The organism is Kordia periserrulae, assembly GCF_003054265.1.
Taxonomy (GTDB): Bacteria; Bacteroidota; Bacteroidia; order Flavobacteriales; family Flavobacteriaceae; genus Kordia; species Kordia periserrulae.
Genome location: NZ_QBKT01000012.1, coordinates 33,041 through 47,624, shown reverse-complemented (window position 1 = coordinate 47,624; position 14,584 = coordinate 33,041). Strand labels below are relative to the sequence as shown.

Annotated in this window: 14 protein-coding genes; 13 read left to right on the top strand and 1 reads right to left on the bottom strand. The window is 37.4% G+C overall.

What is annotated here, in order from left to right; all coding sequences use genetic code 11:
• The first annotated feature begins 45 nt into the window (after positions 1-45).
• From paaD to C8N46_RS18550, 12 genes are all read left to right on the top strand, one after another.
• Entirely contained in the window at positions 46-546 is a 501-nt protein-coding gene (gene paaD / locus C8N46_RS18605; RefSeq protein WP_108116618.1) for a 1,2-phenylacetyl-CoA epoxidase subunit PaaD, read from the top strand.
• A gap of 67 nt (positions 547-613) precedes the next feature.
• Positions 614-1,399, top strand: a complete 786-nt coding sequence (locus C8N46_RS18600) for an enoyl-CoA hydratase-related protein (RefSeq protein ID WP_108116617.1) — start codon at positions 614-616, stop codon at positions 1,397-1,399.
• 158 nt (positions 1,400-1,557) lie between these two features.
• Positions 1,558-1,794 (top strand): four helix bundle protein, encoded by a 237-nt coding sequence (locus C8N46_RS18595; protein ID WP_245896960.1) that lies wholly within the window; start codon positions 1,558-1,560, stop codon positions 1,792-1,794.
• A 16-nt stretch (positions 1,795-1,810) separates the two neighbouring features.
• Positions 1,811-3,001: a 3-hydroxyacyl-CoA dehydrogenase NAD-binding domain-containing protein gene (locus tag C8N46_RS18590; protein WP_108116616.1), complete on the top strand. Its 1,191-nt coding sequence runs from the start codon at positions 1,811-1,813 to the stop codon at positions 2,999-3,001.
• A gap of 76 nt (positions 3,002-3,077) precedes the next feature.
• A complete protein-coding gene (locus C8N46_RS18585; protein WP_108116615.1) occupies positions 3,078-3,461 on the top strand; it encodes a four helix bundle protein in 384 nt (127 codons plus the stop codon).
• 28 nt (positions 3,462-3,489) lie between these two features.
• Positions 3,490-3,906, top strand: coding sequence for a PaaI family thioesterase (locus tag C8N46_RS18580; protein WP_211314515.1), 417 nt, complete (start codon positions 3,490-3,492; stop codon positions 3,904-3,906).
• Positions 3,907-3,992: 86 nt separating this feature from the next.
• A complete protein-coding gene (gene pcaF / locus C8N46_RS18575; RefSeq protein WP_108116614.1) occupies positions 3,993-5,201 on the top strand; it encodes a 3-oxoadipyl-CoA thiolase in 1,209 nt (402 codons plus the stop codon).
• Complete coding sequence (locus C8N46_RS18570; protein ID WP_108116613.1) at positions 5,201-6,082, top strand: YDG/SRA domain-containing protein; 882 nt, start codon at positions 5,201-5,203, stop codon at positions 6,080-6,082. The genes pcaF and C8N46_RS18570 overlap by 1 nt, the downstream gene beginning before the upstream one ends.
• Before the next feature lie 100 nt (positions 6,083-6,182).
• On the top strand, positions 6,183-8,675 hold the full coding sequence (gene paaZ / locus C8N46_RS18565) for a phenylacetic acid degradation bifunctional protein PaaZ (RefSeq protein WP_108116612.1): 2,493 nt from the start codon (positions 6,183-6,185) through the stop codon (positions 8,673-8,675).
• Between the two features lie 220 nt (positions 8,676-8,895).
• Complete coding sequence (locus tag C8N46_RS18560) at positions 8,896-9,648, top strand: enoyl-CoA hydratase/isomerase family protein (RefSeq protein WP_108116611.1); 753 nt, start codon at positions 8,896-8,898, stop codon at positions 9,646-9,648.
• A 533-nt stretch (positions 9,649-10,181) separates the two neighbouring features.
• Entirely contained in the window at positions 10,182-11,102 is a 921-nt protein-coding gene (locus tag C8N46_RS18555) for a hypothetical protein (RefSeq protein WP_108116610.1), read from the top strand.
• 361 nt (positions 11,103-11,463) lie between these two features.
• On the top strand, positions 11,464-12,060 hold the full coding sequence (locus tag C8N46_RS18550; protein WP_108116609.1) for an acyltransferase: 597 nt from the start codon (positions 11,464-11,466) through the stop codon (positions 12,058-12,060).
• Between the two features lie 19 nt (positions 12,061-12,079).
• Here the strand turns inward: C8N46_RS18550 and C8N46_RS18545 are convergent, their stop codons facing one another.
• Entirely contained in the window at positions 12,080-13,585 is a 1,506-nt protein-coding gene (locus C8N46_RS18545; protein WP_108116608.1) for a tetratricopeptide repeat protein, read from the bottom strand.
• A 180-nt stretch (positions 13,586-13,765) separates the two neighbouring features.
• Between C8N46_RS18545 and yiaA the strand changes: the two genes are divergently transcribed.
• Positions 13,766-14,242 (top strand): inner membrane protein YiaA, encoded by a 477-nt coding sequence (gene yiaA / locus C8N46_RS18540; protein WP_108116607.1) that lies wholly within the window; start codon positions 13,766-13,768, stop codon positions 14,240-14,242.
• Positions 14,243-14,584: the final 342 nt, after the last annotated feature.

Sequence of the window (14,584 nt, the reverse complement as noted above, 5' to 3'; positions counted from 1 at the left end):
CCAAAAACCCAACACCAAAAACCTAAAACCCAACACCCAAAAGAAATGCTTTCCACAAAACAACACATAGACGAAAACTTAATTCCCATCTTGGAAAAAGTATCCGATCCTGAAATTCCGGTACTTTCCATCATGGATATGGGAGTGGTACGTTCTGCAATATTGGTTGATGGAATTGTGGAAGTGAGCATCACACCAACCTATACAGGTTGCCCTGCGATGGATGTTATTGGAGAGGATATATCTAAAGCTTTAAAAGAGCATGGTTATGAATCAAAAGTGAAACTCATTCTATCACCAGCTTGGACTACCGATTGGATTACGGAACGTGGTCGGAAAGCACTTCAAGAATATGGAATTGCGCCGCCATTAACAGCAGATGCAGACAAAGAAGCGTTGTTAGGTGAAAAACGAATCGTAAAATGTACCAATTGCGGTTCCACAAATACAAAACTCGTAAGTCAATTTGGTTCTACAGCCTGCAAAGCATTATTCAAATGCGAAGACTGTTTAGAACCTTTTGATTATTTCAAATGTTTAAAATGATAATTCCCGTTAAATACTGAGCTTGTTGAAGTAAAAGCGGGAATCTTTATGATATAAAAATCAACACATGAGCGACCAATCAATTAAACTCATCATTCAAAATCAAGTAGCGTACATCACGCTCAATCGCCCGGAAGTATTCAACAGTTTCAATCGCGAAATGGCATTATTACTTCAAGAAACCTTAGATAATTGCGAACAAAATGAAGACGTTCGTGCTATCGTTTTAACAGGCGAAGGAAAAGCGTTTTGTGCGGGACAAGACTTAAAAGAAGTCACACACCCAGAACTCAATCCAGGATTCAAAAAAATACTTGAAGAGCATTACAATCCTATCATTCAGCGAATTCGTTCTATTGAAAAACCTGTCATCGGTGCTGTCAATGGCGTTGCCGCTGGTGCGGGAGCAAACATTGCATTGGCTTGTGATATTGTAGTAGCACACGAAAAAGTAAGTTTCATTCAGGCATTCAGTAAAATTGGACTCATTCCAGACAGCGCAGGTACGTTCTTTTTACCGCGATTAATAGGATTTCAAAAAGCATCTGCGTTAATGATGTTGGGAGACAAAATATCTGCCGAAGAAGGAGAACGCTTGGGAATGCTATACAAAGTATTACCTTTAGAAACATTCAATCAAGAAATCATCGCGCTAGCAGAAAAACTCGCAAAAATGCCAACCAAAGCATTGGGTTTGACAAAAAGAGTATTAAATCAATCGTTAACAAACGACTTGGAAGCGCAATTAGCATTAGAATCAAAACACCAAATAGAAGCCAGCGAATCGGAAGACTATCGTGAAGGCGTAGCTGCCTTTGTTGAAAAACGCATGCCAAATTTTAAAGGAAAATGATCAACGATTGCTGATTGTTGAATTTTGATGTAAGAACTAACTATGAAGTCAAATCAATTAGAAGACAGGCTCATTGAATTCTCTGTAAATGTGATTAATTGTTGTAAAAAAGCAGATGATTCTTTTGCGTCACAACATTTAGTAAAACAGCTCATTCAGTGGCTTTAAATTACGGAGAAGCAAGAAGTGCTGAATCATCTAGAGACTTTCTCCATAAAATGAAATTATGTTTAAAAGAGTTGCGAGAGTCTATAGTAAACATGAAAATTCTAAAACAAGCACAGTTAATTAAAGATAAAGAAATAATAAATAGATTAATAGATGAGAATAATCAACTAATCTCGATTTTCGTCGCAAGTATCAAAACAGCTACTTCAAAAATCAAAAATCGTTAATCTACAATCGTCAAATATGAAGAATATAGGAATCATAGGTTCAGGAACCATGGGAAGCGGAATTGCACAAGTGGCGGCAACTGCGGGATGCATGGTTAAGTTATACGATACCAAACAAGAAGCTTTAGACAAAAGCAAAGCTGCTTTGGAAAAAATACTCAATCGATTAGTGCAAAAAGGACGCATTGACGAAGCCGAAAAAAATCGCATTCAAGGAAACATTTCGTATGTGGATGCACTCAAAGATTTAGGCGATTCAGACCTAACAATCGAAGCGATTGTTGAAAATCTCGAAATCAAGCAAAAAGTATTTGCAGAGCTAGAAACGTATGTTAGTGATACCGCAATTATTGCGTCCAACACATCATCGCTTTCCATTGCTTCTATCGCTTCAGCATTACAAAAACCAGAGCGTTGTATCGGAATTCACTTCTTCAATCCAGCACCATTAATGAAATTAGTTGAGGTGATTCCTGCGATTCAGACCTCGAAAGAAGTGTTGCAAACTGTTACAAAAACCATTTCCGATTGGAAAAAAGTAGTTGCCGTTGCCAAAGACACACCTGGATTTATCGTAAACAGAGTGGCGCGACCTTTCTATGGAGAATCGTTGCGCATCTACGAAGAAGGAATTGCGGATTTTGCTACGATTGACAATGCTTTAAAAACACTTGGGAATTTCCGCATGGGACCTTTCGAATTGATGGATTTCATCGGAAACGACGTCAACTATACCGTAACGGAAACCGTATTTACAGCGTTCTATTACGATTCAAGATACAAACCGTCATTCACGCAAAAACGCTTGTCAGAAGCAGGATACTTAGGAAGAAAAACAGGAAAAGGGTATTACGATTACGATGAAAACGGACGTGTCACTTCGAGCGCAGTCGAGACGCAAAATGTCACTTCGAGCGCAGTCGAGAAGTCTTTGCAACAAACCATCTTCAACCGCGTCCTAGTAATGCTCATCAACGAAGCGGCAGATGCGTTATTTCTCAATATCGCTTCCGCAGAAGACATTGACAATGCCATGACCAAAGGTGTCAACTATCCAAAAGGATTACTCGCTTGGGCAGATGAAAAAGGCATTGATTGGTGCGTGCAAAAACTAGATGAATTGTACGACGAATATCATGAAGACAGATATCGCTGTTCGCCGTTGCTAAGAAAAATGAATCGTCAAGGGAAGAAATTTTTCGATTAGCAATCTTGTATTAGAAATAAAGTATTAACATAATTTTTAAGTGTGTGAGTAGTTGAGTGTTTTTAGTTTGTAACCGATGAAAAGTAAGTATTATTTTAAATTTGAAGAATTAAAGATTTATCAAAAGGCAATTCTATTTGGTGAAGAAGTAAATAATCAAATAAGCTCTTTCCCAAAAGAAGAAACATACCGATTAAGTTCTCAATTTATCAGAGCTGCAGATTCCATCGCTCTTAATATAGCAGAAGGTTCAGCAAGTTCAGACGCACAATTTAATAGATATTTACAATTAGCATGGGATAGTGCGCATGAATGTGTTGTCTGTAGTACAAAAGCAAAACTGAGAAAATTTATTACACAAGAACAAGATGAAAAAAACAGAGAGATGATTACTGAAATATCAAAAATGATAACAGCTTACAAAAATCATCTGAAAAAGCGAATGAACACTAAGAAATAACTCAAATACTCAACAACTAATACACTCAATGACTAAAATAAAAGGTGAAAAAATACCAACCAAAATGCTAAGCCAAGATCCATTCAGTACATGGTTGGGAATTGAAATTCTAGAATGTGAAATTGGGCGATGCAAGGTTGGATTAACGGTGCGAAAAGAAATGCTCAACAGTATGGGAAAAGCACATGGCGGAATTAGTTACTCGCTGGCAGATACGGCTTTTGGTTTTGCTGCTAATACGCATGGTAAATATGCAGTTTCTATAGAAACGTCCATCAACCACATAGAAGCATTAGAGGAAGGCGATTTCATTACCGCCGAATCGGTCATTGAGAAAGTAAAAAACAAACTCGGGTTCAACATTGTCGAAGTCAAACGCGGTGATGAACTCATAGCATTATTCAAAGGTGTTGTATACCGAACACAAAAAGACTGGGAAGAATAAGTACGATTTACGATATTTGATTGTTGATTTAAGATTGAACTCCAAAAATCAACAATCGTCAATCAAAAATCTCAAATATAAAAGAAATGGAATCATACATCATAGACGGAGTCAGAACTCCCATAGGAAATTTTAAAGGAACATTGTCAACCAAACGCGTAGACGACTTAGGTGCATTGGTCATCAAAGAAGTAACCGATCGTAATCCAAACATACCAAAAGACGCATACGACGATGTCATCATCGGTTGTGCCAATCAAGCAGGAGAAGACAATCGAAACGTAGCGCGTATGTCGTTATTGCTGGCAGGATTACCGCATACCGTACCTGGCGAAACAGTTAACAGATTGTGTAGCTCTGGATTATCTGCTATCATTCACGCCAATCGCGCTATCAAAGCAGGCGATGGCGATGTATTCATTGCGGGTGGCGTGGAAAATATGACGCGCGGACCGTACGCGATTGCAAAACCATCCAGTGCTTTTGGAACTGATGCTAAAATGTATGATACCAGTTTCGGATGGCGATTCATCAATCCGAAAATGGAAAAAATGTACGGAACGGATGGTATGGGACAAACGGCAGAAAATCTCGTAGAAAAATACAACATCTCTCGCGAAGATCAAGATGCGTTTGCCTACAGAAGTCAAATGAAAGCCAGTCAAGCACAAGCATCTGGGCGATTGGCAAAAGAAATTGTGGCGGTTGAAATTCCGCAACGAAAAAAAGATCCAATTATCTTTAATCAAGATGAATTCATCAAACCAACCACAACACCAGAAATCTTAGCAAAACTACGTCCAGCGTTTAAAAGTGAAGGCGGAAGTGTCACCGCAGGAAACGCTTCGGGACTCAACGATGGCGCGGCGGCAACCATTATCGCATCCGAAGCAGCAGTCAAAAAATACAATCTCAAACCGATGGCGCGTATTGTAAGTTCGGCAGTTGTTGGTGTGGAACCTCGTATTATGGGTATCGGTCCTGTAAATGCGTCTAACAAAGCGCTTGAAAAAGCAGGATTAACTATGGACGACATGGACATCATAGAACTCAACGAAGCCTTTGCAGCACAAAGTTTAGCCTGCATTCGCGAATGGGGATTGGCAGACGATGACGAACGCATCAATCCAAACGGTGGCGCTATTGCTATCGGACATCCGTTGGGCGTTACAGGAACGCGTATTGCCTATTCGGCGGCGTTGCAATTGCAGGAAACAGGCAAGCGTTACGCACTCATCACCATGTGTATTGGCGTCGGACAAGGCTACGCAGCAATTATTGAAAATGTGAAATAATGTCAGATAGAATATTTGGACATATAGAAGGTGTTGATGAAGGGCAGTATTTTTCTAATAGGTTGGAACTTTCCTTTAGTGGGGTTCATAAGCCTATTCAGGCAGGGATAAGCGGAAGTCAAAATGAGGGCTCAGATTCAATCGTTATTTCAGGAGGTTATGAAGATGACGAGGATTATGGAAACCTTATCATTTATACAGGTCACGGAGGTAGGAAAGACGGCTCAACCAAGCAAGTTGTTGATCAGGAATTAATAAGAGGTAATCTCGCATTAGCACAAAATGTTAAAAATGGTTTGCCTGTTAGAGTAATCCGAGGAAGAGATAAAAAATCTAAATTTTCACCAGAAGAAGGATATAGGTATGATGGATTATTTCGCGTGGAATCTTATTGGAAAGAAAAAGGGGTGAGTGGTTTTAATGTATGGAGATATAAGCTTAAAAAAATAGAAGATAATTTAATATTTGAGGAAAACATTTTAAAAGAAGAGTCAGAGGATTATGAAAAGACCAAAAGAAAAGAGGAGATTGTACAAAGGATCATTAGAGACACAAAACTAAGTCAAGAAGTTAAGAAACTTTACAGGTATAAATGTCAAGTTTGTGATGTTACTATTGAAACTTCATCAGGTTTATATGCAGAAGCTGCTCATATTAAACCACTAGGAAAGCCTCATAATGGACCTGATAGTCTGGATAATTTATTGTGTTTATGTCCTAATCATCATGTAATGTTTGATTATGGCGGATTTTCTATTCTTGATGATTACGATTTAATTGGGGAATACGGTAAGTTAACAGTTAATAACAAACATCAAATAAATAAAGAGTTTCTAAAATATCATCTTGAACATTTTTATGATGAAAAAAATAGATATTAAAAGTGAATAGTCTTGTTAAAAAATAATTATAGTCAATAGATAACAAATTAACGAATAGTAAACAAATCGACGAATCAACGAAAAACGAACAACCACACACATGAAACTACAAAGCTACATCAACGGACAATGGATAGCAGGAACAGGAGAAGGTTCTCCAATGTTTGATGCTGTCACAGGAGAAACCATCGGATATGCCACAACGGAAGGACTTGACATTCCAGCTGCGTTGCAATACGGACGTACCAAAGGAGGCGAACAACTTCGAAAAATGACCTTCCAAGAACGTGGAAACATGCTCAAAAAACTTGCCTTGTATTTAACGAAACGCAAAGAGCAATTCTACGACATCAGTTACAAAACAGGCGCAACGCGTGTAGATAGCTGGATAGACATCGAAGGTGGATTCGGAAATCTCTTTGCCAATGCTTCGTTGCGTAAACTCTTTCCTAACCAGCCCTTTCACGTAGAAGGAGATCCTATCGATTTATCGCGTGGTGGACGCTTCATGGCGCATCATATTCTAGTACCAAAACGTGGAGTAGCGGTACATATCAACGCATTCAACTTTCCAGTGTGGGGAATGTTGGAAAAATGCGCCGTAAACTGGATGGCAGGAATGGCAGCAGTAGTATTGCCAGCGCCGCAAACAGCCTATCTTACCGAAGCAGTTGTAAGAGTCATTGTGGATTCTGGAATTCTACCAGAAGGTTCGTTGCAGTTGTTAAGCGGAATGACCAAATCGATTTTAGATACGGTAGAATCGCAAGATGTCGTTACATTTACAGGTTCGGCACATACAGGTCGCATCTTAAAAGCACATCCGCGATTAACGCAAGAAGCAGTACCATTTACGATGGAAGCGGATTCGTTAAACTGTTCGGTTTTAGGAGAAGATGCCGTGCCAGGAACGCCAGAATTTGATTTGTTTATCAAAGAAGTTCGTAAGGAAATGACCGTGAAAACAGGTCAAAAATGTACCGCTATCCGTAGAATTGTAGTGCCAGAAAATTTAGTGGAAGATGTACAAATCGCTTTAGGAAAGCAACTGAGTAAAGTCACGATTGGTGATCCAAGACTAAAAGAAGTTCGCATGGGCGCGTTGATTAATCAAACGCAAGTGCAAACGGTAAAAGATCAAGTGTCCAAATTGGCTAAAACCGCAGATATTGTTTACGGAACTTTAGATACCATTGAAGCTGTTGGAGCCGACGGAGAAAAAGGGGCATTTTTAAGTCCAATCTTACTCAGAGAAAACCATCCGTTCAAAAATACAGACGTACACGAAATTGAAGCATTCGGTCCAGTAAGTACCATCATGCCTTACAAAAACATGGACGAAGCTATTGAATTAGCACAACTAGGAAAAGGTTCGTTAGTATCATCTATTTTTACGAATGACGATACCATTGCGAGAGCATATGTGGTAGGAGCAGCATCGCATCACGGGAGAATTTTAGTAGGAAATCGCGATATGGCAAAGCAAAGTACAGGGCACGGTTCGCCATTGCCACTATTGGTACATGGAGGTCCAGGACGTGCGGGTGGTGGCGAAGAAATGGGTGGAATGCGCGGTATCAAGCATTATATGCAACGTTGTGCGATTCAAGGTTCACCGACTACGTTGACGGAAGTTACCGGAATCTATCAGGCGAATGCCGAATACAAAGAAACGGAGAAGCATCCATTTGCGTATCATTGGGAGGATATTGAAGCAGGAATGTCTATCAAAACACACAAACGCACGGTAACCGATACCGATATTATCAATTTCGGAAATTTGACGTGGGATCATTTCTACGCACATACCGATATTACTTCGCTAGATGGAAGTATTTTTGAAAAACGCACGGCACACGGATACTTTATCATTTCCGCTGCAGCGGGATTATTTGTCTATCCGAATAAAGGGCCTGTTGCGGCGAATTATGGATTGGAAGAATGTCGTTTCTTGCGTCCAATTTATCACAATGACACCATTTATGTTCGATTGACGTGTAAGGAGAAAGTAGACCGAGATTCGAGAGGAAAAGAATTGCCAAGCGGCATTGTAAAGTGGTTTGTAGAAGTATTTGATCAAGAAGATGAATTGGTAGCGATTGCGACGATTTTAACGATGGTTCAAAAGAAAAATCCGTTTGTAACTATTAACAAAAATACTGTTCAAAAATACTTAGCAAAATTAACAGAAGATACAAAACCAGCTTGGGGAAGTATGAATGCGCAACAAATGGTAGAGCATTTGGAGTATTCGTTGCGCGTAGCTTCTGGGGAAATTCAAGATTTTGAGATAGAAACTCCTGAGAAGATTCTTGAAAAAGTAAACGAGAGTTTGTATACGCACAATCCGATGCCCAAAAATTACGACGCGCCAAAGTTACTGCAAAAAGAACTTTCAAAAACACGCTATGAAAATCTGGCGGAAGCCAAAACAAAATTACTAGAAGCGTACGACGAATTTGAAGCATACTTTAAAGAACATCCAGAAGCGACTACCAAAAATGCAGTCTTTGGACATTTGGATAAATTTGAATGGGATTTGATGCATATGAAACACTTCAACCACCATTTTACTCAGTTTGGACTTTTGTAGGTGCTAGTATTGAGAAAATAAATGTCATTTCGAGTGTTTTTTATAAAGCGAAGCGGAAATAAAAAATGTATCGAGAAATACTGAGAATTTCAAAGCTATTCTCGATACAATTTTCTTCATTTTATTACGAAAATCACTCGAATTGACGGTCAGAATAAATAAAAATAACAATATAAACATGAGTAGCGAGTCTAAATACTCACTACTAATATCTAAGAATATGAGTGAACCTTACGTAAAACAACACATAGAAAACGGTGTAGCTACCATTGAATTTTTTCATCCAGCACACAACTCGTTGCCAGGCGATATTTTAGCGAAATTGGCACAAACCATTACAGATGCAGGAACGAATGAGGAGATCAAAGTAATTGTTCTAAAAAGTGGAAAAGACCGCACGTTTTGTGCAGGTGCGAGCTTTAAAGAATTGATTAATATCAACGATGCGGAAACAGGGAAAATCTTCTTTTCAGGATTTGCCAATGTGATTAACGCGATGCGAAAATGTCCAAAATTCATCATTGGTCGTGTGCAAGGGAAAACCGTTGGCGGCGGCGTTGGTTTGGCATCTGCGGTAGATTATTGTATGGCTTCTAAATATGCGTCCATCAAATTGAGTGAATTGAATGTCGGGATTGGACCGTTTGTGGTTGGACCTGCGGTTGAACGTAAGTTAGGATTAAGTGGCATGTCGCAAATTGCCATTGACGCGAACAGTTTTTACGACGCAGAATGGGCAAGAAGCAAAGGTTTGTATATGCAAGTTTTTGATTCGAATGAAGAATTGGATGAAGAAGTGACAAAATTTGCCAATCATTTATGCACGTACAATCCAGAAGCGATGGCAGAAATGAAAAAAGCGTTTTGGAAAGGAACGGAAGATTGGGACGAATTGTTAGCAGAACGCGCGGCGATTTCTGGACGATTGGTGTTGAGTGATTTTACGAAGGAAACACTGAAGCGATTTAAATAGTTTTATTAGATTTTAGTATTGAGAATTGAGATTTTTTCTCTTTACTAAATATGATTGTTCAAAATGTCATTTTCGAGCGATATTCGTAATGAAATGAAGAAAAAAGTATTGAGAATAGTTATGAATTTCAAGACTGTTCTCGATATTTTTTTTATTTCCATTTAGACAAACTCTACCTTCTTTTCAGAGTCTCATTTTTAAAATTTGATGTAATCTAAAAATTAAAATCACATTAAATTTCTCCTTTAGTTAACAGGAAATATCGAATAAGCAACAACTACTTTGTTTGTTAAAATTACGTTAAAATAAACGCCTAAATTTTGTTTTTAGATATTTTTTGATAAAATACTTAAATAAGCGTTTGATTTATAGATTGCTACTTGCTACATAAAGATTTTTCTTTATCATTTCTACAGCAATCAACTTTAAATCGCACTTTACATTTCATTTTCATAACGTAAAAAATGTTCACGGAAATCGGCTAGAACTGTTTGCATAGACAATTCCAAATTAACATTTAAAACCAAAAAAAAATGAAATTAAAAGAAAAAACCATCGACATTACCTCAAAAATTGCGAAAGGATTCGTAGATTTTTTTGCATTGAATCTTGTACTAATTTTTGTTGTTTTCACTTTCCAAGCATGTACAACAGAAGACACCTCTGAAATTAACGTATCGGACGATTCTTTTTCAGAAGTCTTAGATATGACTAGTTACCAATTATTAAATGATATCCGACTTTCAACATTAAATGGATTACCTTCTGCAAAAGATGCAAGAAGCAACCTAGTGTATTTGTTAAAATATGAAGGTCAAAAATTACCAAATACTGATTTTACAAATTCAATTTACAATCTTGAAGACTTAATAGAGGCGAGAGATATGTATGGGTTGCAGATTAAAACGGCTTCTCAATTAAACAATACTATTGCAAAAAATGGCGATACTACTGTAAATACTACTACCGCAGATGAAGAACCTGTCTCTGCTCACGAGATGGATGAAGCAGAAGCCATAGCGATGTTAACACCTTTGGTTGCAGAAGCAAGAGTATATTTAGAAACGAAGGGCTTTACGCAAGATGAAATTGATCTAATGATAGAAGAAGCTGGTGGTACAGAATATGACTTGGTACTTATTGTAATGGTGATGAAAGAAATAGAAAATCTTCCACAAGCACCATCAGATACAGTAGACGGCACAGGTGATACAGGTACAGTATCAACTACTCAAGAAAATGAACTTACTGCGGAAGAAATTGGTACTTGTGCTTTAATTGCTATTGGAGCTGACATATTGTGGGCATTAGGAGGTTCTAATGCATCATCTTGGTCGAAAGCAGCTATTAAAAAAGCATTTAAAACTGCCGCCAAAAAGCTTTTAGGACCTATCGGAGTTGCGATTGCCGTAGTTTCATTCGGTCTTTGTTTATTGACAGAATCGCAAGATTAAATATATCAATATGAGTCTTGTCACAATTGCTTTATTGCCTTTAATGGGATATTTATTATACTTGAGGATTAATAGTATTTCTGTCACATTTAAACATCATTATGAAGAGAAAAAAACTTCAGAGATTTTTCTTTTACTAATTACCATTCTCCTAATCCTATTAATCCTTTTTTTAAGTGAAATAGTAATGCCCTAATTAAAATACATAAAGCTATAAATATGGCAGCGAAAGTGTAGTTTTTAACACATTTTTGCTGCTTTTTTTGAATTAAAAATACAACTAAGTCAAGAATCGGAAATAATGTACCTTTGTACTCACCATGAAAAATTTCAATACTAACATCTCAAATCGAATCAAACAATGATTTACAGTTTTAAAGGCTACATTCCCGTCGTACACGAAAGCAGTTTTGTGCATCCGTTGGCGGCAGTTACGGGAAATGTGATTATTGGAAAAGATTGTTACATCGGTCCAGGCGCGGCAATTCGTGGCGATTGGGGCGAAATTATTTTGGAAGATGGTGTGAATGTGCAGGAAAACTGTACCATACACATGTTTCCAGGAAAGTCGATTGTATTGAAAGAAAGTGCGCATATTGGGCATGGCGCCATTATTCACGGCGCGAATATTGGCAAAAATGTGTTGGTCGGAATGAACACAGTTATCATGGACGATGCAGAAATCGGCGATGAAAGCATTATTGGCGCGATGGCATTTGTAAAAGCACAAACAGTGATTCCACGTCGTAGTTTGGTGGTGGGAAATCCTGCAAAAATCATCAAGCAAGTTAGTGACGAAATGATTGCTTGGAAAACCAAAGGAACACAGCTTTATCAACAATTGCCAAAAGATTGTCACGACACCTTACGCGAAGTAGTGCCACTGCGCAAAGTCCCGAAAAATCGTCCTACGCAAGAAGCCTTTTACGATACCTTGCGTGATTTTATGAAGAAATGATAACTTGATTTTTCGCAGATTAATTGTCTGTATTCACTAATTCTAGCGTGGTTTTATACAAATCCGTTTTGTGCATTTTGGCTTTAAGCCACGCATAAAAACTCATCACAAAAATATCTTCTTCGACGCGTGCTTTCCATTGAAACGAAGCTTCTACTTGCCTATGAAATGCTGTTGAGGTTACTATTTCAGGTGCGTTGTAGTATTGTTTTACAAATTTTAAAAATGTAATCACACGCACTTCTCCCGATTTTCGCAAAAACGGATAGTACTTGCGCTGAAAACTTGCAAATCGTGAATCGACATAGGAAATATTGCCCAGTTCAATGTGCAATAACAACTCAATCAAGTTCTTTTTTAAAACCCAATCGATTCCTGCTTTTTCCTCGTACCATTTATCGGTATGGTAAAATTTAGAAAATACCTGCTGCGCTTTTTTAAATTCCCTTTGCTGAAAATAACATACAATCAGGCTCAAATGTACATCGAGCATGGTTTCTAAATCGTACTTTTTCAGTTGCGCAACTTCTTCCAATAGCGCAATAGCTTTTTCGGCTTCTCCTAAATAATTATAATTCAACGCCAACAAACATTGATACGACAGCAATCCATCCTTATAAAAACGTTGTTTTTGTAGTTCCATTTGTTGTTTCATGCGTGTTAAATAGTGTACACTTTGCGTGAATTCTTTTTTTCGGAAGAAAATATTCGCAATCAAATACAATACTTTGATATGATAAAATAAATGTTTTTCGCTTTGTTTTAATCGGTTGGAAATATCATGATAATTTTCAATTAGAAACGGCTCAACTGCAAAATATCCTTTGGTCACCGCAGCTACTGAATTGATAATTTGCGCCAATTGATACAACGATTTGTAGGACAAACCCATTTCCTTTGAAACGCCAAAACGTTCGTAGGTTTCCTGAATTAATGTTTGTAGCGAAATCACTTCTCCTTGGAACATGACTTTTTGCAATTTTTTTTGAATGACTGCATACGCCATATTTAGCTTTTCTTCTTGTAAAAAATCTTGTTGATTCCTGATGCATTTTCCAATCAATTCTTCTAACAATGATGGAGAGTTTATGTTATGTGCGTATTGTATTTGTGTGTGATACACTTCGTTGAGTAGTGAAAAATGTAAAATATCACGCGCTTTCTTTTCGGCTTTGTCTAAAATTTTAAATGCGGTTTTGTATTGTTTTTGTAATAATAAATTGCGGGCGACAAGAATTCGCTTGGTGATGTCCAATTCGGCAGAAACTTCATGTGTCAAACTTTGAGTTGCCATAAAATCGACCAATGCGCTCCACAAACGTTTCCGCAATCCGTGATACGCTGTTTTATTATCGTTTCCATATAACTTTTGAGGAATTTCCTTTGCGGGATATTTCGCGAGAAGCAACTCAAACAATTGCACGTTCTTAGTATCGTGTCGTTTGTTCTTATACTTTAAATATTTTACGAATTCTTGTTGTTCTTCCGTAGAAAATTGAGAAATAATAGCATCAATCGCAATCATTATATCATCCTTTTTAAATAATTAAAAACATTGATTATTAATATGTTAAATATAAAATAGCAATATAAATATAATCCTTTTTTATGAAAAACTATGTTTCACAACTAAAATTCCGATTGCATATTTGCTCCGTAATCAAAACAAAAAAATAAATCAATTTACATTTAAAATCAACCCATTATGGAACAACAAGCATTTTCAACTTCAGAAGAAAAAACAAAGAAAATTAAAAGAACAACAAACACTACAGAAAAAAATCCATTCAAACCAACGCCTGCATTTATTTCTGCTGCGTGGGCAGCATTAGGTGTCGGAATGATTGCCTATTGTGTAGGATTGTGGAACGCAACCATGGAACTCAACGAAAAAGGCTATTACTTCACTATTTTACTCTTCGGGTTATTCTCCGTGGTTTCGGTTCAAAAAGCAGTACGAGACAAAATGGAAGACATTCCTGTAACTGCAATTTATTATGGAATCAGCTGGTTTACAACTATCGCCGCCATTTTATTATTAGTGGTCGGATTGTGGAACGCAGAGATGGAATTGAGTGAAAAAGGGTTTTACGGCATGTCGTTTACCTTGAGTTTATTTGCCGCCGTAGCCGTTCAGAAAAATACGAGAGATATCAGCGCATTTGCAAATCAAGACAATTAAATGTGGTTGATTTACCCTAACCTCGTAGCAATTATATTTATATTGTTGCGAGGTTTTCAAATATAAATAACATGAGTAATCAATTCAGAATCTTTTTAATTATAATGAGTGGTTTTTTGCAATTGCTACTTTTTGTGTGTTTTCCTGTTAAGGACAGAGTTTACAGCATGTATGTATTCATTACGATTCCAGCACTTATAGTTCTTAGTATTATTTTAAGTGGAATTTATTACTTAATTTCAAGAGGTAAAGACAGTAGTATTCGTCGTAAAAACACCAGTTTTTTGTTGTTTATAAGTCTTATGATACTGCTTACCTTTATAACGTATCCATTTCAATAAT

Excerpts from the sequence above, each read along its gene's own strand:
- paaD (WP_108116618.1), top strand. The coding sequence starts at position 46 with ATGCTTTCCACAAAACAACACATAGACGAAAACTTAATTCCCATCTTG.
- C8N46_RS18600 (WP_108116617.1), top strand. The coding sequence starts at position 614 with ATGAGCGACCAATCAATTAAACTCATCATTCAAAATCAAGTAGCGTAC.
- C8N46_RS18590 (WP_108116616.1), top strand. The coding sequence starts at position 1,811 with ATGAAGAATATAGGAATCATAGGTTCAGGAACCATGGGAAGCGGAATT.
- C8N46_RS18585 (WP_108116615.1), top strand. The coding sequence starts at position 3,078 with ATGAAAAGTAAGTATTATTTTAAATTTGAAGAATTAAAGATTTATCAA.
- C8N46_RS18580 (WP_211314515.1), top strand. The coding sequence starts at position 3,490 with ATGACTAAAATAAAAGGTGAAAAAATACCAACCAAAATGCTAAGCCAA.
- pcaF (WP_108116614.1), top strand. The coding sequence starts at position 3,993 with ATGGAATCATACATCATAGACGGAGTCAGAACTCCCATAGGAAATTTT.
- C8N46_RS18570 (WP_108116613.1), top strand. The coding sequence starts at position 5,201 with ATGTCAGATAGAATATTTGGACATATAGAAGGTGTTGATGAAGGGCAG.
- paaZ (WP_108116612.1), top strand. The coding sequence starts at position 6,183 with ATGAAACTACAAAGCTACATCAACGGACAATGGATAGCAGGAACAGGA.
- C8N46_RS18560 (WP_108116611.1), top strand. The coding sequence starts at position 8,896 with ATGAGTGAACCTTACGTAAAACAACACATAGAAAACGGTGTAGCTACC.
- C8N46_RS18555 (WP_108116610.1), top strand. The coding sequence starts at position 10,182 with ATGAAATTAAAAGAAAAAACCATCGACATTACCTCAAAAATTGCGAAA.
- C8N46_RS18550 (WP_108116609.1), top strand. The coding sequence starts at position 11,464 with ATGATTTACAGTTTTAAAGGCTACATTCCCGTCGTACACGAAAGCAGT.
- C8N46_RS18545 (WP_108116608.1), bottom strand. The coding sequence starts at position 13,585 with ATGATTGCGATTGATGCTATTATTTCTCAATTTTCTACGGAAGAACAA.
- yiaA (WP_108116607.1), top strand. The coding sequence starts at position 13,766 with ATGGAACAACAAGCATTTTCAACTTCAGAAGAAAAAACAAAGAAAATT.